Origin of the sequence: Jiangella alkaliphila (assembly GCF_900105925.1) — a bacterium.
GTDB classification, from domain to species: domain Bacteria; phylum Actinomycetota; class Actinomycetes; order Jiangellales; family Jiangellaceae; genus Jiangella; species Jiangella alkaliphila.
Map to the genome: position 1 here is coordinate 6596237 of NZ_LT629791.1, position 20779 is coordinate 6617015.

A 20779-nucleotide genomic window follows, 5' to 3' on the forward strand; every position below is an offset into this window, starting at 1 on the left:
GACAACGACGCGGCCGGCCGCCGGCTTCCCGTCAGGGCGCGTGGGCCCGCAGCGCGACGACGTGCGCGGCGGGCGCGCCGTTGGTCGCCGTGACGACCACCCGCAGCGCGGTGCACGTCACCGGCACCTCCAGCTCGTGCACCCGCCGGCGCCGCCGGTTCTCGGTTACCGACACCACCGGCGTCCACGCATCGGCGACCAGCGCCTCGACCACGTAGTCGCGGACCAGCGGCGGCGGCACCGGGAACGGCGTGCGATGCCGGTGCAGGTTGATGAGGTCCTCGTCGACGTCGTCGTCGCCGATCAGCTCGACCCGCCCGACCGTCACCGGCGACGGCCAGGTCAACGCGACCCAGGCCGGCAGACCGGACGACACCCACATCCGCGGCCCGGCGAACGGCCGCAGGTAGCCGTCCACCGCCTTCTCGGGCGCGAACGCTGCGGAAGCACCCGCCCGGAAGCAGAACGTCCGCCGCAGCAGGTCGCGGTTGGTCCACTCGCGCAGCGGCTGCGGCCGCTCGTCCTGCGGGCGCAGCGGCCGCCGGGTGAAGCTCAGCACCCCCGGCGTGGGCCGGTCGGCGACGTACAACGCCACCCCGGAAGCGGCCTTCACCAGCACGAACGCATTCCGCGGCGACGACGGCGACCAGTCCAGGTCGAACCGCACCCACTGCTTCGACCCGGCGGGCACCGGCACGGTCGCCGTACCCACCAGCAGCCGGGGCACGTAGTTCTGCCCCGGCCCCGGGTCGTACAACTCGACCGTGAGCGACGTGTCGTCGGCGGCGTCGGCGAGCAGTTCCAGCACCGGCAGCGCCGGGTCCACCGGCAGCACCAGGCCGGCATCGGCGTCCAGCGGCCAGAGCGACGACCCGTCCGAGACGGACAGCGCCGGCAGCGAACCCGACGCCGTCACCGTCACACCCGAAGCCGACGCCAGGTCCAGCGGATCGACCAACGGCAGCCCGACCACAGACGCGTCGGCCCGCAGCAGCGTCCGCTGCAGCTCGCCGACGTCCACCGACCGCGGCGGCACCCCGGCCGCGACGCTGAGCGCCGCCGCCGTCCCGGCCGCCTCGCCCATCACCGCGGTGGTCGCCTGCACCCGGGTGGTGCCGAAGGCGACGTGCGACGCGGACACGTTGCGGCCCGCGAGCAGCAGGTTCGTCACGTTCCTCGAGTACAGGATGCGGTACGGGATGTGGTAGATGCCGTCGGCGTAGCGCTGCTTCGCGCCCTCCTCCTGCGCGTACATGCCGCCGGGCGGGTGCAGGTCGATGGACCAGCCGCCGAACGCGACGCGGTCGTCGAACTCGGTCTGGCCGAGCACGTCGTGCTGCGTCAGCACGTAGTCGCCGAGGAAGCGCCGGTACTCCCGCTTGCCGGGCACGGCGCCGACCCACTCCAGCGTCAGGTTCTCCGCGCCCGGGAACGAGCCGGAGTTCTTGATGTGGTCCCAGATCCCGTAGACGACGGCCCACAGCTCGTCGCGGATCGCCTCGTTGTCGTGGACGGTGTCCAGCTCGCCGCCGAACTCGATCCACCAGTAGGCGCACCCCTTGTCCTCGGCCCGGATGATCCGCCGCTGCGGGATCGACGTCGCGGTGATGTCCTTGGTGAAGTCCGGCGGGACGAACCGCACCGGCTCGCCGGCGTCCTTGGAGTAGAAGAAGAGCGAACTCCCCATGGTCAGCCGACTCGCCTCGTCGGGCGCCCATGGCTCGTCGTACTCCGACCGGGCCTCGTGACCGATGCGATGCTCAGCACCGGCGAGATAGCCGACCAAGCCGTCGCCGGTGCAGTCGAGGAAGACCGGCCCGGTGAACGTCGTCAGCAGCTCCGACCCCATGGTCCAGCCGGTCACCGACTCGATGCGGCCGTCGGACGCGGCGACCGACCGCACGTCGGTGTTGAGATACAGCGAGATGTTCGGCTCGGCCCGCACCGCATCGAGCACGACCGCGTCCCAGTAGTACGGGTTGCCCTCGGGGTTGCGGTACTGGTTCTCGACGAACAGCTCGCCCATGATGCCGGTCTCGCGGGCGTGGTGGTTGCGGCCGTGCGCGGTCGCGCCGACCACCCACACTCGGATCTCGCTGGACGAGTTCCCGCCCAGCACCGGACGGTTGTTGATCAGCGCGACGGACCGCCCGAGGCGAGCGGCGGCGATGGCGGCGCACACGCCCGCCAGCCCGCCGCCCACCACGGTGACGTCGTGCCGGACCTGCTGTTCCCGCATCAACCCTCCACGGAACGGTGCGTGATCGACGAGACCCGGCGCTCCGGCTGGTCGCCGAGGCCGTAGTAGACCCGCGGCGTGCCGTCGAGCCGGACGTCGACGGTGCCGCGGGCGCCGGTGACGGTCCGCTCGCGGCCGAGCACGTCGACCTCACGCAGCCGCGCGGCGCGGAACACGACGTCGGTCTTGGTCGGCCAGTCGTCCTCCCACGCCTCCGGGTGCGGGTAGTACGCCTCCTCGCCGTGGCCGGCGTTGAGGAAGTACCCGTCGGTGCGCGTCCACAGGATCGACATCGGACCGGACGGCGTGTCGAACTGCAGGCCCTTGACGTCCGGGTCGTCGAAGGACAGCCAGCGGACGAACTCCGCACCCTCCAGCAGCCGGGTCGCGGTGGCGTAGGCCAGCAGCGACGGCTTCGCGCTGGTGTCGCGGTTCATCAGCCCGAAGTGGTACTCGGTGTTCGTCGGGTTCGCCTTCTGCGGCTGGTGGATGATGCTGTCGTGCAGCTGGTACCAGTTGACGCCGTCGACCCCCTCTGACTTCGCCAGCGCGAGCGTGAGCAGCACGTTCTCGGCCGACTGGCGCATGGTGTCGTTCCACCAGTGGTTCGGCCGGGTGCACGAGTACGCCTCGGTCAGCCACAGCTCCTTGTCGCCACCGTACTCGTCGAGCCGGCGCCGGGCCTCGCGCAGGCCGCCGAGGAAGTTCCAGTAGCTGCCGTTGCTGCCCTGCTCCCACTCGTCCGGCGTCGGCGCGTAGTCGGGGGTGAAGTTGCCGCGTCCGGGGTGGAACGCAAACACGTCGATGAGGTCCCAGCCGCCGTTGGCGTGGAAGTTGTCCAGCCAGTTGACGTCCATGCCGCCGAGGCCGGTGTTCATCACCTTGACGTCGTAGCCGACCTCGGCCAGCCGCTCGACCACCGGGCGCAGGCCGTCGCGGATGTACTCCTCGGTGAACTGGCCGGACATCCACGGCTGGTTGCGCTCGTTGTCGACCTCGAAGTAGTGCGCGCCGGCGTCGACGACGACGTCGACCAGCTCGGCCGCCCAGGCCTTCGCGGCCTCCGGCGTCGCGCCGAACACGACGTCGCCGTGCTGGATGTTCGGCATGATGCCCAGCGCCTCCAGCTCGGCCGGCGGGATGCCGGGCGCGCCGTTGTAGGCGATGCGCACCGACGCGACGCCGATGCGCAGCAGCAGCTCGGCCACGGCCTCCTTGCTCGGCTGCAGCAGCCACGGGTAGTTGGCGACGCCGAACATCCCGCCGGGCTGGTACTCGTACGGCCGCAGCGACGCCAGCGTGGTGCGCGCGAACGCCTCGTCGTCGCCGGCGGCCACCCTGACCTCGACGAACACGATGCCCTGCTCGGGCGACGGGAACTCGACGGTGCGCTCGGCGACGCCACCGGCGCCCAGCCGGAGGGTCTCCTGGCCGCTGGCCACCACGGCGCCGTCGAAGTCGCGGCCCCACCAGCTCAGCTCGACGTCGCGGGCGGCGGCGCCGCCGTTGACGGCCTGTGCGCGCACCGCCATCGCGTGTCCGGCGCCGTCCCACAGATTGAACGGCTGGTCGGTCCAGATGTCGATGCCGAGCGGGCGGGCCTGGGCCAGCGCGTTCGCCGCTGCCGGACGCAGCGCGCCGATCACCACGTCGACGTCGTGGACCAGCACGTCGCCCTCGTACTTGCCGGCGACGTGCACCCAGTCGCCGGCGCTCCAGGCCGGGTTGCTGTCGGCGATGCGCAGGAAGCCGGCGGTGTCGGACCAGCTGCGCGCGTAGATGACGCCGTCGTTGGTCTCGTACGGCACGCCGCCGCCACTGTCACGGTTCCAGCGGGTCAGCGCCTTGGTGCTCTCCGGGCCGGCCGAGCCGAGCGCCACGCGGTGGAACTGCGAGTTCAGGTACATCTCATTGCCGCTGGTGGCCTCCCAGCGGGCGTGCAGCCGGCGCGCGGTGACGTCGAAGGTGCCGCGGACGGCGATGCCCACGCCGGTGCTGCCCATCCGGTAGTCGACCCGGATCGCGGGCCGCCCGTCCGGCAGCGTGATGGCCGACGGGGTGCCGCTGTAGGTCCGCTGCTGCCCGAGCACGGTGTCCTTGACCATGAAGTGCGCCAGCCGCAGCCGCTGCACGCCGTTGCCGTCGGCTACGGTGACGGCGCCGTCCGTGCCCGCGGTGACGACGATGCCGTCGGCGCTGATGGTGACGGCGTCGGCCGCGGCCGCGCTCGTGGCCAGCGACGGCAGCAGCCCGGCGCCGACGGCCACCGATCCCGCGGCGCCGCCGACGAACGTCCGCCGGGTCAGGTGGTACTCAGCCATGTCAGGTCCCTTCAGTTGACCGGGTAGGTGTCGGTGGTCGTGAGGTCGAGGCCGACGAAGATGCGCGGCGCGCCGTCGAGGGTGACGCTCACCCGGCCCCCGGCGGCGGTGCGCAGCGTCTCCTGGCCGATGGCGTTCAGCTCGCGGACGGTGGTCGTCGCCGCCGGGGTGGGCAGCGAGACCGAGGTCTTGGCCGGCCACGGGTCCAGCCACGGCTCGGGGTGCGGGTAGTAGGCGCCCTCGTCGTGGCCGGCGTTGAGGATGTAGCCGTCGTGCCGGGTCCACAGCACCGAGAACCGGCCGGTGGGCGTGTCGAACAGCAGCCCCTTGACCGCGGGGTCGGAGAACGTGACCCGCCCGAGGTACTCGGCCTGGTCGAGGAAGCGGGCCGCGGTGGCGAAGGCCAGCAGCGACGGCTTCGGCCCGCGGTCGCGGCCCAGCAGGCCGAAGTGGTACTCGATGTCGCCGGGCTCGGCCTCCCGCGGCTGCTGCTCGATGCCGTCGTCGAGCGTGTACCAGGTGACGCAGCGGACCCCGTGCACGCGCGCGAACATCAGCTGCAGCAGCACGTTCTCGGCGGCGTGTCGATAGGTGTCGCTCTGCCAGCGGTTCGGCTGCGTCGACGCGTATGCCTCGGTCAGCCACAGCTCCTTGCCGCCGTCGGCCGCCCGGGCCGCGTCGGCCTTGCGCAGCGAGCCGATGAAGTTCCAGAACACCGGCTTGCGCCGGCCGTCGGGCTCCAGCCACGGCTCCGGCGGGTCGTAGTCGGCGACGAAGTTGCCCCGGCCGGGGTGGTACGCGAGGACGTCCACCTCCGGCCACCCGCCGGCCGCGCCGAACCCGTCCAGCCAGACCGAGTCGAGGCCGGCGAGCCCGCAGGTCATCACCTTGAAGGTGGCGTCGGGCCGGTTCGCCATGACGTCGCGCAGCGGGCCCAGCACGCCGGTGACGTAGGCCGCAGGCGTCACCGCCGGCGCGGTGAGGTTCAGCTCGTTGCCGCACTCGTAGTACCGCGCGCCGGCGGCGACGCACAGATCGACCATGTCCTGGGCCCAGGCCTCCGGGTCCGCGGGTGTGCCGTCCTCGAAGTCGCCGAGCTGGACGTTGTGCAGCAGCTGGTGGCCGTCGAGGTCGCCGGGCGGGATGCCAAGCGCGCCTTCGTAGGCGGTGCGCACCCACTTCATCCCGATCAGCTTCATCAGCGCCGCGACCTGGTCGGCCGTCGGCCCGGTGAGCAGGTACGGGTAGTTGGCCAGCCCGAACATGCTGGCCTCGCCCGCCTGGTAGCTGTACGACGACAGCACGGCGAGGTTCGTGCGCGAGAAGGCCGTGACGGCCGGGGCCGCCACGTCGGTGACCACCGCCTCGACGAACGCGATGTCCCGGCCGCCCAACGTGACCGGGAAGGACGTGTTCCAGATCGACCGCGCGGCGACCGTCGCCGGGCCTCTCGTGCCGCTCTGCTCCGCCCCGTCCCAGGTCCGGGCCTTCCAGGTGACCAGCACCTCCCGCTCCGTCGCGTCCTGGTTCACCACCTGCGCGTTCACCGTCTTCGCGCCGCCGGTGTTCCAGACGTGGAACGGCTGGTCGGCCCACAGGTCGACGCCCAGCGGCGTGACGACGTCGCGGGCGATGACGCCGGCGGAGTGCGGCCGCATCAAGCCGGGCACCAGCACCGCCTCGGTGACGTAGCCGCCGTCGGGGTCGACGACACCCGGGGCGTGCACCGCGGTGACCCCGCCGCCGAACGCCGGCGTGCTCTCCCGGACCCGCAGCAGCAGCCGGCTGTCGGCGTACGTCATCGCATAGCAGGCGCCGTGCCTGGTCTCGTACGGGATCCCGCCGCCGGCGTCGCGGTTCCAGAGCGCCAGCGGGTCGTACCGCACGGTCCCGTTCACCACGGCCTGGCCGATGAGGAACTGCGCGGGGACGGCGGCCGGGCCCGCGACCTGCCAGCGGACCCGCGCCTTGCGCAGTCCGGCGACGACCACGGCAGTCACGCTGACGTCCGAGTGCTGGGTGACGTACTCGACGTGCAGCTCGGTGGGGCCGATCTTGGTCACCGACGACGCGCCGCGGGTGCGGATGCCGTTCGCGTACCAGAACTCGGTCAGCGTCAGCCGGTGGACGCCGCCGGCGTCGAGCACCCGGATCGCGCCGGACGCGGTGTCGGCGGCCAGCGTGACGGTCCCGGCCGGGTCGGTGACGGTCAGCTCCGCGGCGTGCGCGGTGCCCGGCAGCGCTGTGGACAGCAGGCCGGTGCCGCCGGCCGCGAGCGAGCCGCGGACGAACGTTCGTCTGGACAGTTCGGGCATGGTGCGTCCCTTCTTCTTCGTCGAAGTGCGGACGTATCGATGCAAAAGGCTCAGCCCTTGACCCCCGTGAAGCCGAGACCGGCGACGATGTGGCGCTGGAAGATCAGGAAGACGACCACCGGCGGGACCAGCGCGAGCACCATCGCGGCGATCAGCTGGTCCTGCGGTGCCTGGCCGGCCAGCACCGTCAGCGCGACGGCGATCGGCTGCTTCTGCGGGTCGGCGATCGCGACCAGCGGCCAGATGAAGTCCTTCCACGCGTGCATGACCGCGAGCAGGCTGATGACGGCGAGGATCGGCCGGCTCATCGGCAGCACGATGCTCCACAGCAGCCGCCAGGTGCCGGCGCCGTCGACCTTCGCCGCGTCGAACAGCTCGCGCGGCAGCGCGTCGAAGAACCCCTTCGCCAGCAGCACGTTGAACGCGTTGGCGCCGGCCGGCAGCCAGATCGCCCAGTACGTGTTGGCGATGTTGATGCCCAGGAACGGCAGGTCGATGATCGTCAGGAACAGGCTGACCATCGAGACCGTGTACGGCACGAACATCGTCGCCAGGATCGCGCCGTAGACGTACGGCCCGATCCGCGGCCGCAGCACCGACAGCGCGAACCCGGCGGTGGCGGCGACGAACAGCTGCACCGCCCACGAGCCGAGCACGATCCAGAAGCTGTTCAGCACGTACCGGCCGACCTGCAGGTCGTCCCACGCCAGCGAGAAGTTGCCCCACCGCGCGTCGACCGGCCACAGCGCGAGCGGGTTCGTCACCAGCTCCGTCGGCGACGAGATCGCGCCCTTGACCGCCCAGAACAGCGGCCCGAGGCCGATCAGCACCAGCGCGACCAGGGTCAGGCTGTGGACGGTGAACAGCGCGCCGCGGGTGCCCGGCCGGCGCCGGCTGGTCTCGGAGACGAATCCGCTCATGACTTGCTCCAGCTCCGGGTGGCCCGCAGGTAGACCGCCGACAGCACGGCCAGCGACAGCGCGAGCAGGAAGGCCAGCGCCGCGGCCTGGCCGTAGTTGCCCTGCTGGAACCCGTACCGGAAGATCAGCAGGAGGACGGTCGTGGTGGCGTTCTGCGGCCCGCCGCCGGTGAACACGTACGGCTCGGTGAACACCTGCACGGTGTTGATCAGCTGCCAGAGCAGCAGCAGCGCGATCACGGTGCGCAGCTGCGGCAGCATGACGTGCCAGATGCGCTGCCACAGGTTCGCGCCGTCGATCTCGGCCGCCTCGTACAGCTCCTGCGGGATGCCGACCATCGCGGCCAGGTAGATGAGGACGGTGCCGCCCATGCCGGCCCAGGTCGACTCGAGGACGAGGCTGAGCATCGCGGTGTCCGGCGACTCCAGCCACGGGTACGGTCCCAGCCCGACCGTGCCGAGCAGCTCGTTGAACAGCCCGGCGCCGGGGTCGTAGAACCACTTCCACAGCAGGACGGACACCACCGGCGGGATCACCACCGGCAGGTAGACGAGGAACCGGTACACCCCGCCGTAGCGGCGCACCGTCGACAGCACCGACGCGAGGATCAGCGGCGCCGGGAACCCGATCAGCACGCCCAGCCCGACGAACAGCAGCGTGTTCATCACCGCGGTGCCGAGCAGCGGGTCGGCGAACAGCGCCTCGAAGTTCGCCAGGCCGACCCACTCGCTGGTGCCCATCAGGTCGGTCCGCTGGAAGCTGATGATCAGCCCGCGGACGATCGGCCACCACGCGAACATGCCGAAGATCAGGATCGCGGGGAGCAGGAACAGCAGCCCGATGAGCTCCCTGCGCCCGCCGGCCCGCCACCGGCGGGAGCGGGCGGCCCGGCCCTGCTGGGCCGCCTGCTCCTCGGTGGGACGGGTGACCGTCGCCGTCGTCACTGGAAAGAACCTCCGGATTACTGCGCGGCCGCGAGCTGGCGGTTGGCCTCGTCCTCGGCCGACGCCAGCAGCGCGTCGACGTCGGCGTCGGGGTCGGTCAGCACGGCCTGCACGACGGGGTCGAGCACCTGGTAGAGCGCCTGCGCGTTGAGCGGCGGCTCGGGCTTGAGCTCCAGCTCCGGCGTGCCGGCCAGGTACGGCTGGAAGTTCTCCAGCTCGACGTTGACGAACGGCGCGATCGCGTCGTTGATCAGCTGCTGCTGGGCGTCGTCGAACATCGGCAGCACCGGGACGCCGACCGCGGCGGCCGGGTCCTGCGAGAGCGCCTCGGCCTCGGTGGCCGCGGTCTCGGGGTCGTACTGCGGCTCGGCGTAGTAGAACACCATCCACTTCACCGCCGCCGCGGCGCGGTCCTCCGGCACCGACGCCGGGACCATGAAGATCTCGCCGCCGCTCATGGTGGCGTTGCCGCCGGCCTGCGGCATCGACGTGACGCCGTAGCTCGCGGTGTCCTCCATGCCGAAGTTCTGCTTGGCCACCCGGTAGGTGCCCGGCGTGCCCATGAACATGCCGACCTGGCCGGCCGCGAACTGGCGGATGACGTCGTCCTGGTTGAGCAGCTGCGTCTCGCCCATCGACTGGTCGGTCCAGCGCATCTGCCCGAGCAGCTCGAGCGAGTCGCGTACCGCGGCGTTCTGGAAGTCCGCGACGTAAGTCTCGCCGTCGGCCCGCTCCAGCTCGCCGCCGTGCGCGTAGGCCATCATCGTCAGCTGCCAGCCGCCGGTGCCGTCCTTCGACTCGTGCACGAACCCGGCCGCGTCGGTCGCCGCGCTGATCGCCTGCGCGGCCGTGCGGACGTCCTCCCAGGTTGCCGGCGGGGCGTCCGGGTCGAGGCCGGCCTGCTCGAACAGCGCCCGGTTGTAGACCAGGCCCAGCGCGAACGGCGAGCGCGGGATGCCGTAGACCTCGCCGTCGGCGTCGGAGATGGGCTCCAGCACCTGCGGGTTGATCTCGTCGGCGTGCTCCCACTCGTCCAGGTACCCGGTGATCGGCTGCACCTGACCACGCTGGATCAGGCCCTGCGGCTCGGTCAGCGGCACCCGGATGACGTCCTCGACGCCGCCGCCGGCCAGCAGCGCGGAGAACGTCTGCGGGTCGAACTCGTTGGTGGACGCCTCGATCTGGATGTCCGGGTTCTGCTCCTCGAACTCGGCGATCTTCGCGTTGAACTGGTCCTGCCCGGCCTGGTCGGTGCCCGGCGGCAGGCCCTGGACGCGGATGGTGACGGTGCCGCCGTCGTCCCCGCCGCTCCCGCCGGCGTTGTCGTCACCGCCGCAGGCGGCGAGCACAGCGATGCCGCTCAGCAGCAGCACGCCGAGGCGAAATGGGCGTGGTCTGGCCATGGATGTCATGTGAGCTCCCAAGAACTTCCTCGTACCTGGAGAAACGGAACCGGGTTATCGGGGCTCGCGCCGAGCGGGTCCCGTGGTGCCGCGGGGAATGAGCCGCGACCCGACCTGGACCACCTGCGCGGCGGGCGGGCGCTCGTGCACCAGTCCGATCAGCAGGTCGATCGCGAGGCTGGCGACCTCGTCCGGGTCGATGCGGATGGTGGTCAGCGACGGCGTGGACACCGACGCCAGCAGCGTGTCGTCGATGCCGACCACGCTGATGTCGCCCGGCACCGAGGCGCCGAGCGCCGCCAGCTGGTGCAGCACGCCCATCGCGACGAGGTCGTTGTGCGCCAGCACGGCGGTCGCCCCGTGGGCGAGGACCAGCGGCGCGGCGTGCACGCCGGTCTCGAACCGGGGCTCGTACGGGCCGATCTCGATCAGCGACAGGCCGTGCGCGTCGAACGCCTCGCGGATCGACTTCGACCGCGACTGGTCCGGCCGGTTGCCGTTGCCGTCGACGAAGACGCACACCTGGTGGCCGTACGCCTTGAGGTGCTCGGCCGCCTGGGCGATGCCATCAGTGAGCGAGACGTGCACCTCGCAGACCTCCGGGACCTGCCGGTTGACCAGCACGACGGGCGTCCGTCCGGCCAGCTCGGCGAGCCGGTCCTCCGTCAGCATCGACGCCCACAGCACCAGGCCGTCGACCTTCTTCGACACCGCCGCGATGGTCTCCAGCTCGTCCGCCTCGCGCTCGTCGCTGTCGGCGACCAGCAGGGTGTAGCCCTGCCGCCGGGCCCGCTCCTGCATCGCCTTGAAGATCGGCGGGAAGAACGGGTTGGTGATGTCGGGGATCAGCAGCCCGAGCGTCTCGGTGCGGCCGTCGCGCAGCGACCGCGCCGCCGGGTTGGGCGAGTAGCCCAGCCGGTCGGCCGCCGCCACGACCCGTTCGCGGGTGACGGCGTTGACGAGGTCGGGCGTGTTCAGCGCGCGGGACACCGTCGAGACGGAGACGCCGGCGGCCTTGGCGACCGCGCCGATCGTGACGGCCATGTGGCTCCTCCTCGACGGTGGGGTGGACGGTGGCGCTGCGGCAGCATTGCAAACGTTTCTGAAGTATGTCAAGAGGTGTCTTCCCAGTGATGCCTTCCCTGGGAACTCCGACATACGCTACGGTTCTGATCGCCGCGATGAGTGATTTGCGGGATCGTTTTCATACGAAGCGAAGGGACGCCGCAGCCCATGAAGATCACCGGGTGCGAAGTGCTCACCCTGCCCGACCACGGCGACAGCATGATGCTGGTCGTGGTCGACACCGACGAGGGCATCCACGGCCTGGGCGAGGTCGGCATCCGGACCCGGCAGCGCGCGGTCGCCGGCGGCATCGAGGCGCTGGCCGAGCTGATCGTCGGCGAGGACCCCACCCGCATCGAGCACCTGTGGCAGGTGATGTTCCGGCGCGGCTTCTTTCCGTCCGACCGGTTCCTCTCCGCCGCCATCGCCGCCATCGACGTCGCGCTGTGGGACATCCGCGGCAAGGCGCTCGGCGTGCCCGTGTACGAGCTGCTCGGCGGCCAGGTCCGCGACGCCGTCCCCTGCTACGTCCACGTCGGCGACCAGTACCGCGAGCTGCCGGCCTTCCTCGACCGGTGCCGCCAGCTGGTCGACGACGGCTGGCGGCACCTGCGCTTCGCCACGCCGCACGACGACGGCGTCCTGGACCAGCGCGCCGCCATGCGCGCGTCGATCGCGATGATGCACGCCGCGCGCGAGGCGCTGGGCGACGAGATCGAGCTGATCCTCGACGTGCACACCCGGCTGGACCCGCCCGAGGCCGTCACGCTGTGCCGCGAGATCGAGGCGGCCCGCCCCTACTTCGTCGAGGACCCGCTGCGGGCGGAGTCGCTGGACAGCTACGAGATGCTGCGGCTGCGCACCGGCGTGCCGCTGGCCACCGGCGAGGTGTACGGCTCGAAGTGGGAGTTCCAGCGGCTGATCGAGCGCGACCTCATCGACTACGCCCGGGTCGACGTCGCGGTGGCGGCCGGGCTGACCGAGGCGAAGAAGATCGCCGCACTGGCCGAGACCCACTACGTCAAGCTGGCCACCCACAACCCGCTCGGCCCCGTCACCGCGGCGGCGTCGCTGCACCTCAACCTCGCCTGCCCGAACGTCGGCGTCCAGGAGCACCAGGTCGCGCCCGAGCCGGCCACGGCCGCGCTGTTCACCGTCCGCCCGACCGTGCGGCCCGGCTGGGTCGAGCGCAGCGAACTCCCCGGCCTCGGCGTCGACATCGACCGCGAGGCCGCCCGGAAGCTGCGCGCCACCCCGGCCGAGCGCCCCCACCTGCGCACCCCCGACGGCGCCTACACCAACTGGTGACGGCTAGTCGAGGGCGGTGAGGCTGCCGTCCGCCACGTGGTCGGCGACGGCCTTGGGCAGCAGGTAGGCGGGGCCGCCGCCGGGCTGGTCGTGCCAGGAAACGGTCTGGCCGGCGAGGACGCGCAGTTCGCGTTCCACGCGGTAGCGCCGCGGGCCCTGCTGTTCCCGCTCCGGCCGCAGCGACATGGCGGCGAACTCAGTGCCGGCCGCGAAGGTCAGGTTGCCGGCGGGCGCGCCGTAGCGGACCAGCTCGCGCCCCGGCATCAGCACCGCGATGCGCTTCTCGGCGAGGAGGGTCAGCGGCGGCTCGCCGGGCAGCGGCTGGACCGGCCAGTCGTTCAGCGCCGCCGCGGTGTTGCGGTCCCTGGTCCCGCCGCGCAGGCCGAACGGGCTGATCGTCAGGCTGCCGAGCAGGAACGCGCCCGCGTCCCACAGCTGGGCGAACCGCTGCGGGCCACGTGGCTTGCCGCGCTCGTAGCCGGCGACCTGCCACTCGTCGCCGACCCGCTCGAGACACGTCGCGCCCTCGGCGGAGTCGAGCAGCCGGTAGACGGCGGGCAGCACGCCTGCCTCGCTCAGCTGCCGTTCGATGATCGCGAGGACCCGGCGGTCGCGGTCGGGCAGCGACGGCGGCGGTGGCGGCCCCGGGACCGGCGCCGGGAGCTCGCCGGTGAGCGCGAGGTAGGCGGCGTCCCTGGCCTCCCGGCCGACCTCCGGCAGCGCGAAGCCGTTGCGGCGGACGTGCTCGACGAGGTCGGGCTCGGGCGCGACGCCGTGCTTGGCGAGGTAGTGCGGGACCGACGCGGTCCACATCCACACGCCGTCCGTGTGATGGGCGGACGGGGTGTCCTGACCGCCGTCGGGGTCGAACAGGTCGGGCTCGAAGCCGCGGCCGCTCACGATCACCGGCGCGGTGTTCAGGTAGTCCAGCAGCCGCTGCCGTTCGGCGTCGGGCACGGGCGGCCGCTCGACCACCGGCCGACCGGTCTCGTCGCGGCGGTCGAAGATGCGGGCGCGACGGAACCGGCCGGCCACCTCGGCCGCCTGCCGCGCGTTCGGCAGCGCCGTCGTCATCCAGTCGGGGACGTGCTCGGCCGCTCGCGGGTACCGCTCCAGCTCGTCGAGCACGTCCCAGCGCGACGGCGCCTGGTGCCAGCGCGCCTCGTTCCGGTAGTCGATCGAGAGCCTGATCGGGTACTCGACGACGGTGCTGGCCGACGTCCACGTGCCGACGCCGTCGGTGTACATCCCGGCGCGCAGCCGCCGGTAGTACGGCGCCACCTCGCCCGGCGGCGTCCACTCGCGCAGCTGCCCGTCGATGCCGAGAACGTGCCCGACCACCTCCTCGTGGCCGCCGACGGCGTTGTACATCAGCCGGATCTGGTCGCGATCGGCCGGCGCGCCCGCCACCAGCAGGTCGGCGATCGCGCGGTGCAGGACGCGCTGCTCCTCGATGCCGGTGCGCCCGGATCCGTCCGGGGCCGGCGGGTCGTAGGCGTAGAAGACCTGGAACGCGCTCAGCGGGTCGACCGTGTAGCGGGCCGATCGCCACACGCCGCGCTGCTCGTCGCGCATCACCCCGCGCAACTCGGCGAAGTCGGTGGCGAGCCGCTCCGGCGGTGGCACGAGCCCGTCGGAGAAGTCGGACATGATCACGGTGAGGCCGACGTCCTGCATGCCGTCGTCGATGGTCGCGATCAGGTCCAGCCGCCGCCACCCCGGCGGCGCGACGTCGAGCAGGGTGCCGCCGATCCGCTGCAGCAGCTCGTCGTACCGTTGCTGCCGGGCGTCCATGGAGCTCGGGTCGGACATGGTCTGCTGCTCTCCTGGTTCGTTTCGTCACGTCCACGGCACGCGGTGCCGGAGGTCGGTCATCAGGTCCGCGAGCGACATCGCGCTATCGGGCGTGAGCGGTCCCGGCACGACGGCCATCAGCTCGGCCGGCTCGAACACGATGATCGCGGCGGCCGCACGAACGTCGGCGGCCAGCCAGGTCGTCAGCGGCGGGCGCAGCACCTGCCGGGCGAAGTCGGGCGCGTCGGTGCTGACGTGGAAGGCGGCGTCGAACGCCGGGTCGCCCACCTCGGTATCCGTGCGGAGCACGGTGGCCCACGAGAGCCGTTGCGGCGCCAGCCGCAGCTCCGGTCCGGGCGCCGGGCGGGGCACCAGCACCACCGTGTACTCGGGGGTGCGGGTCGAGACGCTCAGCGTGCTCCAGACCCGGCGAGGTGGCGGACGCCGCACCTGGAACGCCTGGAACGGCATGTCGCGCAGCGTTCCGTCGAGGTGGAAGTCCACGAGGACGATGCGGTCGCCGACGAGGTCGTTGATGCTGGGCGCCCGGGCCGGCAGGTTCGGTTCGGAGCGGCCGAACCGCATCCCGTTGCGCGCGGCGAAGTCGGCCAGCACCGCGGCGGTGCCTTCCAGCCTCTGCCGCTTGCGCACCCTGATCGGGACCAGGACCGCCAGCGCGATCACGAACGCCGCGCCGACCAGCAGCAGGGCGACCAGCCCTCCGTCGCTCATCCACGCTCCGCTTCGGCATACTCGTCGACGTCCAGTTCCGCGCGCGTCGTGCGGAGGAAGTCCAGCGTCCGCGCGTCGAGGTGCCAGCCCAGCAACTGGTGCTGCCCGGCGAGCTTCGTCAGGCCGTCGACCGATGGCGGCACCGCTTCCTCCTCGCCGTCGGGATGGTCGAAGATCCGGACGACCTGCAGCGTGCTGACCGACGGCCAGTCGTCGAGCTCCTGCAGCTCGGCCACGAGCGCGCCGATGCGTCCGGCGTGCTCCTCCAGCCGGGTCCACGACCCGGCCGAGCTGCGCGTCCACCGTCAGACCGGGCTCGCGGCAGACGACGCGCCACTTGTGGGCGGCCGGCCGGGGCGGCTCGGCCAGCCGGCTGCCGCGGACCAGCACGTCGTCCGGCTCGACCCCCAGCCGAGCCGTGATCTCCGTCGCCGGCAGGCGCGTCGAGGCCACGGCGAAGTAGGCGTATTGGAGGACACGCACCCGCGACAGCTTAGATGGCAGGGGTGCGCCTCCTAGGCTCGGCCGTAGCGAACGGCGTCCAGGTGGAGACAGGTCGGCCTTGGCAACGGCGACCCGGCCGTTTGCAATGAGCACCTATACGCACCGGCAGGTGGGTGGTGCGTAGAGGTGCTCATTGCAAAGGTGGCCGCACGGTGACTGTCGTGCGGCACCCGCGGCACCTTGGGACGCTAGTCGAGCGCCGTGACGACGGAGGCGACGTTGAACCAGACGCACGCGCCGATGACCAGGACGAACGTCAGCAGCCAGACGCCGCCGGGGACGGCCGACCGGCGGCCCATGAGGTAGGCGTCGGACTGCTGGACGCCGCGGCCGGTGGTGTGTGTCCGGACGACGGCCCACAGCCCGCGCACCGCGCCGACCGTCAGCAGCCAGGCGAACGCGTACACGACCACCGTGCACAGCCACTCGGACCCGTACCAGCCGACCAGTCCGAACGCGACCCCCGTCGTGAGCACGACGGCCACCGTCAGCCAGCTGCGGGACAGCAGGAACACCAGCGCGAGGCAGACCACCAGGACGCCGAGCGCCAGCCGGGCCCAGCCCTGCGTGGCCGCCCACACCAGCCCCCATCCGAGGACGGCCGGCGCCGGGTAGCCCCACCACATCGTCCACAACGTGCCGGGCGTGCTGTGTGACCAGAAGTTCGTCGCGCCGGACAGGTCGCCGCGCACCGTCACCCCGCGCAGCCGGAACCCGGCCGTCAACGCGGCGACGACGTGGCCCAGCTCGTGCACCAGCGTCACCGGGTACCCGGCCAGCCGCCAGGCCGGCCCGTACACCGCCAGCACCACGCCGGCCAGCGCGAACCCCAGCACGACGGACGACGGCATCGTCGCCAGCGTCTCGTCGACCCGCACGTCGGCGAACCAGTCGCGCACTCCGTCGGTGACCCCGCCGCTCGACTCCGCCATCACCGCCCGACCCTAACCCGCCCGCCACAGGTCGTCGAAGCCGTGGCAGAGGTCCGGCCGGAAGGCCAGCAGCGCCGGCCGAAGCTGGTGCGACGGCAGCCGGACCGGCGACCGCCCGCCGGCGACCGCGGCGCTCCACCGCTCCCGGCCGCGCGCCTCCAGGTCGTGCCGGTAGCTCAGGCGCAGCCGGATCGCCGGGTAGCGGACCAGCCGCCCGGTGCCGATGGCGTCCGGCCCCTCGTGCCTCGACGCCGTGACGTCGGCGCCCACCCCCGGGACCGGGACCGGCAGCCGCGCGTTCTCGTGGAGGTAGACGTCCACCACCCGGCGGCCGCGAGCCGGGGTGGCGAGGTCGAACGCGCGCCGCGTGACGGCGACCTGCACCCAGTCCCAGCTGACGCTCGTGCGGACGAGCGCCCGCGGCCGCCAGCGCCGCTTACGGACCAGCTCCAGCCCGTCGGCCGAGACCAGGATGCCGACGCCCGCCGTGAACCGGGGCAGCAGCCACAGCGAGGCCGGCAGTGTGATGCAGCAGAACAGCACCGGCACCAGCAACACCAGCGCGATCAGCGCTGCCGCCGCCGTCGGCAGGCCGAACGGGTCGTTCATCAGGTAGATGCCGCCGACCAGGACGGCGACCTGCACCACCATCGCGGCGAGCACGCGCGGCCACGACTCGCCGTGCTCCAGCCAGACCGGCCCGGCCGGACGGGGAACGTCCGGCGGCGCCGGTGCGGCCTCCCCCTCCGGCGGGGCGGCGACGTCCGTCAGCGGGACGGCGCGCGGCCCGGCCGCCTCCGGCGGCGTGAACCACTGGTCCACGCCGCTGCCGGCGTAGAACAGGTCCGGCCGCCACGCCGCCACCGCCTCGGCCACCTCGCGGGAGACCGGCTCGCCCAGCCGCAGCCGCGGCGCCGGGATCCGGACGCCGTCGATCTCGGTGTCCGCCTCGACGGCGACGTCGGTCGCGGCGAACGCGGGCAGGCCGGGCACCTCGCGGTCGAGGTACAGCTCGAGCAGCTCGCCGGGACCGGGCGCGTTGACGACCTGGACGCCGTCCCAGCCGATGCGGGCCCAGCCGCCCCGGTGCCACCACTTCGGGTGCTCGGTGACGAGCAGCCCGCCGCCGTCGACGACGATCTCCCGGCGCGCGGTGCTGCCCGGCAGCCGGTGCACCGTCCGCGCCGTCAGCACCACCAGCAGCACACCGAGCACCACGGTGCCGATCGCGAGGCCGCGGGTGTCGGAGTCCCACATCTCGCCCGGGTCCCACTCGCTCAGCCACCCCAGCGGGACGGCCAGCGTCAGCCAGACCATCGCCAGCAACAGCAGCCAGCCGGTCCGGGCGATGAGACCGGCGCCGTCCCCGGCGACCGGCACCGTCCGGGCGTCCTGCATCTGTACTCCTAGGGCTCGATCGGGCGCACCCGGTCGCGGTAGCGCTCCAGGATCATACGGTTGTGCGCGTCGCCCGCCGCGAGGTTGGCCGAGACGTACACCGGCGGCTGCTCCCCCCGTTCGAGCAGCCGCCGGCAGACCAGTTCGGTGAGGATCTGCGCCACCAGCACCCCGGTCAGCGACGACACCGCGCCGATCCGCACCCCGGGCGTCAGCTCGACGGCGGCGTCGCCCTCGGGCGCGCCGTTGTCGATGACGACGTCGGCGAGGTCGGCCAGCCGCGGCCCGTCCGTGCTCCGGGCTGCCGCCGACCGCGTGTGTGCCAGCGACGTGATCGCCACCAGGCCGTGCCCGCGGTCGCGCGCGAGCCGGGCCATCTCGACGACGGCGGCGTTGAGGCCGGAGTTCGACACGATGACGAAGACGTCCTCGGGCCGCGGCCGGGCCAGCGCGTAGATCCGCTCGGCCAGACCGGACTCGCGCTCGTAGGTGGGGTCGAGGATCGCCGCGGGGTCCTCGCCGCCGAACATCACCAGGTCCTTCACGGCGAGCATGCCGACGGGCACCAGCCCACCCGCGCGGCCGGCCAGCTCGAGCGTCACGATGCGCGAGTGGCCGGTCCCGAACGCCTGCAGCACGCCGCCGGCGGCGATCGACTCCGCCACCATCGACGCGGCCCGCTCGATCGCCGGCAGCTGGGTCTCGACGACGTGCTCGACCAGCCCGGCGGCGCGGGCGGCGTACTCGGATGCGGTCACGTGCTCTCCTCGGCGTGTGCGGCGGACCGCGCCAGCTCGGCGGCGGCGTCGGCGACCTGCTCGCCGCTGCCCGGCCGGACCGGGCTGACGAGCGTCTCGTACGTGGGGGGCGTGGCCAGGCTGGGCAGGTAGCCGAGGTAGCCGTTGGCGTAGCCGACGACGACCACGTCCGGCCCGGCGCCCGCGCGGATCGCCTCGCCGAGCTCCAGGAACAGCTCGCCCGGGATCGCCACCAGCGTGACCCCGCCGAGCCGGACCGCCTGGACGTCGACGTCGTACGGCTCGCCGCGGCGGTGGGCGGCGAGGTCGCGCGCGATGCGCCGGCCCTGCTCGAAGACCTGCCGGGTGCGTGCGTCGGCGGCGTCGGCGGCCGTGGCCCGGGTCGCGGCGCTCGCCTCGTCGGCGCTCTTCGGCGCCAGGCTGAGCCTCTGGGACAAGGGTGGGTGGACGGCGTCCGGGCCGGGCTCGCCGGCCGGTTCCAGCCGCAGGCCGCCGGCCACCAGCGCCGCGAGCCGGTCCAGTTCCGCGGCGCCGTGGCCGCGGCGGGTGTGCCGGGTGCTGATGTCGCCCGCGGCGCCGGTCGCCGCGACCACCCAGCGCCCCGGCGCCGCGAGTGCACGGCGGATCGCGCCGTTGAGGTCCGCGCTGACGTCGCTGTTGTCCGCGGGCAGCACGGTCGGGTGCACGGGCGTGACGGTGACGACGCCGGCGACGCCCGCCGCGGTCGTGACCACGAGCGCGTCGACCGGGACGGCGACCGGCTCCGCGTCGCCGGCGGTGCGGCGGCCGGCCAGGCCGTCGACGTCCGTCCGCGTGCTGATGAGCGACGCGTCCTGCTCGGCGGCGACGGCTTCCCCTGCCGCCGCGACCGCGGCCGCGAGCAGCCGCCGCCCGACGTCCGGCGGGGTCGGCGCACCGCCCGGCACGCAGCCGGCCTCCGGGCTCGCGTGCGTGTGCGTGGCGGCGACCCAGCAGGAGTCGATCGACAGCTCCCGCAAGGCCGCCCGGACCGAACCGGCGATGTCGGCGTTCACGCAGATCAGGTCGGCCACGACCAGCGCGAACCGGTGCCCGCCGGCGGCGAACGTCACGACGTGGACCTCCAGCGGGTCCAGCACCCCGCCGACCCCGTGCGACCGGTCCGCGTAGCCGCCCATCGGCTCGCCCGGCACCACCTCGAGGACCCGTACCCCGTGCCCGACCCTCACCCGTCGCCCCGCAGACGTTCCAGCACGCGCTCGTACGGCGCCGCGCCGCGCAGCAGCGTCAGGCCGCCGTCCAGCGGCGACCCAGCCGGCTCGACGAGGTCCAGGCCGCGCTCGCGCAGCCGGTCGGCCAGCTGCGCCCGGAGCTGCGGGCCGGCGTCGAGCAGCCGTCCTGACCACGAGACCCGCCGCCCCGCGTCCGGCTGCCGGGCCGCGGCGGACGCGGCCAGCGCGACGAGGTCGTCCACCGCCGCGTCGCAGACCGCCAGCGCGACGGGGTCGTGGGCGGCCGCTTCGACGACCACCGGCGCGAAGCCGGCGATCCGCGCGACCACGTGCGGGTCGCGGTAGAACCGCTGCAGCGCGGCCAGGTCGGTGCCGCCGACGGCGTCCGGGAACGGCTCGGTGAGTGCGGTGGCCGGGCCGACGCCGTCCAGCGCCGCCGTCGCTGCGCGCAGCCCGGCCAGGCCGATCGCGTACCCGCTGCCGCGGTCGCCGAGCGCTGGGCCCCAGCCGTCGACGCCGCTGTATGTGCCGCCGGCGCCCACGGCCAGGACGTTCGTGCCGGTGCCGACGCACAGCACGGTGCCGGGGCCGCTCAAGGCGCCCGCGTGCGCGAGATGGACGTCCTCGGCGACCAGGGCCGGGCCGCCCAGCAGCTCACCGAGCCGGAGGGCCAGCTCGCGCCGTGGTCCGGCCTCGCCGGGCAGCCCCGTCAGGCCCGCGATCACCCCGGCCACCCGATCCGGCAGTTCGAGCCCGGCGGCCGCCGCCCGGACGGCCGCGGCGATGCGCTCGACCCCGTCCTCGCCCGGCTGGTAGCTCATGCCCGGGCCGGTCCCCGTCTGACGGCGCTCGCCGTGACAGCGAGCAGCCGTAGCGCCGACTTGCCCCCGTCGATGCTGACGAACGTGTCGGGCGTGGCCACGAGCCCGACCGTA

16 protein-coding genes and 1 pseudogene are annotated in these 20779 nt (G+C 73.1%); 1 reads left to right on the forward strand and 16 read right to left on the reverse strand.

The genetic code is table 11. From position 1 onward, the window contains the following. Positions 1-31: 31 nt before the first annotated feature. From BLV05_RS30455 to BLV05_RS30485, 7 genes are read right to left on the reverse strand one after another with little or no spacing between them, the layout of a single operon-like run. Positions 32-2239 carry an FAD-dependent oxidoreductase gene (locus BLV05_RS30455; RefSeq protein ID WP_046768851.1) on the reverse strand — a complete coding sequence of 736 codons (2208 nt, stop codon included), beginning with the start codon at positions 2237-2239 and terminating at the stop codon, positions 32-34. Then, complete coding sequence (locus BLV05_RS30460; protein ID WP_046768850.1) at positions 2239-4560, reverse strand: hypothetical protein; 2322 nt, start codon at positions 4558-4560, stop codon at positions 2239-2241. The genes BLV05_RS30455 and BLV05_RS30460 overlap by 1 nt, the downstream gene beginning before the upstream one ends. An 11-nt stretch (positions 4561-4571) precedes the next feature. Then, a complete protein-coding gene (locus BLV05_RS30465; protein WP_046768849.1) occupies positions 4572-6875 on the reverse strand; it encodes a hypothetical protein in 2304 nt (767 codons plus the stop codon). 50 nt (positions 6876-6925) lie between these two features. Beyond that, positions 6926-7795, reverse strand: coding sequence for a carbohydrate ABC transporter permease (locus BLV05_RS30470; protein WP_046768848.1), 870 nt, complete (start codon positions 7793-7795; stop codon positions 6926-6928). After that, positions 7792-8739, reverse strand: coding sequence for a carbohydrate ABC transporter permease (locus BLV05_RS30475; RefSeq protein WP_046768847.1), 948 nt, complete (start codon positions 8737-8739; stop codon positions 7792-7794). Before BLV05_RS30475 ends, BLV05_RS30470 begins: the two co-directional genes overlap by 4 nt. A gap of 17 nt (positions 8740-8756) precedes the next feature. Continuing rightward, positions 8757-10142: an ABC transporter substrate-binding protein gene (locus tag BLV05_RS30480; RefSeq protein WP_160312744.1), complete on the reverse strand. Its 1386-nt coding sequence runs from the start codon at positions 10140-10142 to the stop codon at positions 8757-8759. A 54-nt stretch (positions 10143-10196) separates the two neighbouring features. Then, on the reverse strand, positions 10197-11186 hold the full coding sequence (locus BLV05_RS30485) for a LacI family DNA-binding transcriptional regulator (RefSeq protein WP_046768845.1): 990 nt from the start codon (positions 11184-11186) through the stop codon (positions 10197-10199). Positions 11187-11375: 189 nt separating this feature from the next. Between BLV05_RS30485 and BLV05_RS30490 the strand changes: the two genes are divergently transcribed. Further along, positions 11376-12515: a mandelate racemase/muconate lactonizing enzyme family protein gene (locus BLV05_RS30490; protein WP_046768844.1), complete on the forward strand. Its 1140-nt coding sequence runs from the start codon at positions 11376-11378 to the stop codon at positions 12513-12515. A 3-nt stretch (positions 12516-12518) separates the two neighbouring features. Here the strand turns inward: BLV05_RS30490 and BLV05_RS30495 are convergent, their stop codons facing one another. From BLV05_RS30495 to BLV05_RS30530, 9 genes and pseudogenes are all read right to left on the reverse strand, one after another. Then, positions 12519-14327: a TNT domain-containing protein gene (locus tag BLV05_RS30495; protein WP_052762471.1), complete on the reverse strand. Its 1809-nt coding sequence runs from the start codon at positions 14325-14327 to the stop codon at positions 12519-12521. Positions 14328-14354: 27 nt separating this feature from the next. Continuing rightward, positions 14355-15041 (reverse strand): hypothetical protein, encoded by a 687-nt coding sequence (locus BLV05_RS37965; RefSeq protein ID WP_046768843.1) that lies wholly within the window; start codon positions 15039-15041, stop codon positions 14355-14357. Further along, on the reverse strand, positions 15038-15277 hold the full coding sequence (locus tag BLV05_RS37970) for a hypothetical protein (RefSeq protein ID WP_231948641.1): 240 nt from the start codon (positions 15275-15277) through the stop codon (positions 15038-15040). The genes BLV05_RS37965 and BLV05_RS37970 overlap by 4 nt, the downstream gene beginning before the upstream one ends. A gap of 94 nt (positions 15278-15371) precedes the next feature. Continuing rightward, positions 15372-15638, reverse strand: a pseudogene (locus BLV05_RS38915) (DUF4279 domain-containing protein); the annotation flags it as partial. A gap of 95 nt (positions 15639-15733) precedes the next feature. Then, positions 15734-16477, reverse strand: a complete 744-nt coding sequence (locus tag BLV05_RS30510) for a M50 family metallopeptidase (RefSeq protein ID WP_052762470.1) — start codon at positions 16475-16477, stop codon at positions 15734-15736. A 12-nt stretch (positions 16478-16489) separates the two neighbouring features. Continuing rightward, positions 16490-17875, reverse strand: a complete 1386-nt coding sequence (locus BLV05_RS30515; protein WP_046768842.1) for a hypothetical protein — start codon at positions 17873-17875, stop codon at positions 16490-16492. Positions 17876-17883: 8 nt separating this feature from the next. After that, positions 17884-18633 (reverse strand): sugar isomerase domain-containing protein, encoded by a 750-nt coding sequence (locus BLV05_RS30520; RefSeq protein ID WP_046768841.1) that lies wholly within the window; start codon positions 18631-18633, stop codon positions 17884-17886. After that, positions 18630-19841, reverse strand: coding sequence for a hypothetical protein (locus tag BLV05_RS30525; RefSeq protein ID WP_046768840.1), 1212 nt, complete (start codon positions 19839-19841; stop codon positions 18630-18632). The genes BLV05_RS30520 and BLV05_RS30525 overlap by 4 nt, the downstream gene beginning before the upstream one ends. Continuing rightward, complete coding sequence (locus BLV05_RS30530) at positions 19838-20665, reverse strand: N-acetylglucosamine kinase (RefSeq protein ID WP_046768839.1); 828 nt, start codon at positions 20663-20665, stop codon at positions 19838-19840. Before BLV05_RS30530 ends, BLV05_RS30525 begins: the two co-directional genes overlap by 4 nt. Positions 20666-20779 lie beyond the last annotated feature (114 nt).

Excerpts from the sequence above, each read along its gene's own strand:
- BLV05_RS30455 (WP_046768851.1), bottom strand. The coding sequence starts at position 2,239 with ATGCGGGAACAGCAGGTCCGGCACGACGTCACCGTGGTGGGCGGCGGG.
- BLV05_RS30460 (WP_046768850.1), bottom strand. The coding sequence starts at position 4,560 with ATGGCTGAGTACCACCTGACCCGGCGGACGTTCGTCGGCGGCGCCGCG.
- BLV05_RS30480 (WP_160312744.1), bottom strand. The coding sequence starts at position 10,142 with ATGGCCAGACCACGCCCATTTCGCCTCGGCGTGCTGCTGCTGAGCGGC.
- BLV05_RS30470 (WP_046768848.1), bottom strand. The coding sequence starts at position 7,795 with ATGAGCGGATTCGTCTCCGAGACCAGCCGGCGCCGGCCGGGCACCCGC.
- BLV05_RS30495 (WP_052762471.1), bottom strand. The coding sequence starts at position 14,327 with ATGTCCGACCCGAGCTCCATGGACGCCCGGCAGCAACGGTACGACGAG.
- BLV05_RS30515 (WP_046768842.1), bottom strand. The coding sequence starts at position 17,875 with ATGCAGGACGCCCGGACGGTGCCGGTCGCCGGGGACGGCGCCGGTCTC.
- BLV05_RS30490 (WP_046768844.1), top strand. The coding sequence starts at position 11,376 with ATGAAGATCACCGGGTGCGAAGTGCTCACCCTGCCCGACCACGGCGAC.
- BLV05_RS30485 (WP_046768845.1), bottom strand. The coding sequence starts at position 11,186 with ATGGCCGTCACGATCGGCGCGGTCGCCAAGGCCGCCGGCGTCTCCGTC.
- BLV05_RS37965 (WP_046768843.1), bottom strand. The coding sequence starts at position 15,041 with ATGAGCGACGGAGGGCTGGTCGCCCTGCTGCTGGTCGGCGCGGCGTTC.
- BLV05_RS30530 (WP_046768839.1), bottom strand. The coding sequence starts at position 20,665 with ATGAGCTACCAGCCGGGCGAGGACGGGGTCGAGCGCATCGCCGCGGCC.
- BLV05_RS30510 (WP_052762470.1), bottom strand. The coding sequence starts at position 16,477 with ATGGCGGAGTCGAGCGGCGGGGTCACCGACGGAGTGCGCGACTGGTTC.
- BLV05_RS30465 (WP_046768849.1), bottom strand. The coding sequence starts at position 6,875 with ATGCCCGAACTGTCCAGACGAACGTTCGTCCGCGGCTCGCTCGCGGCC.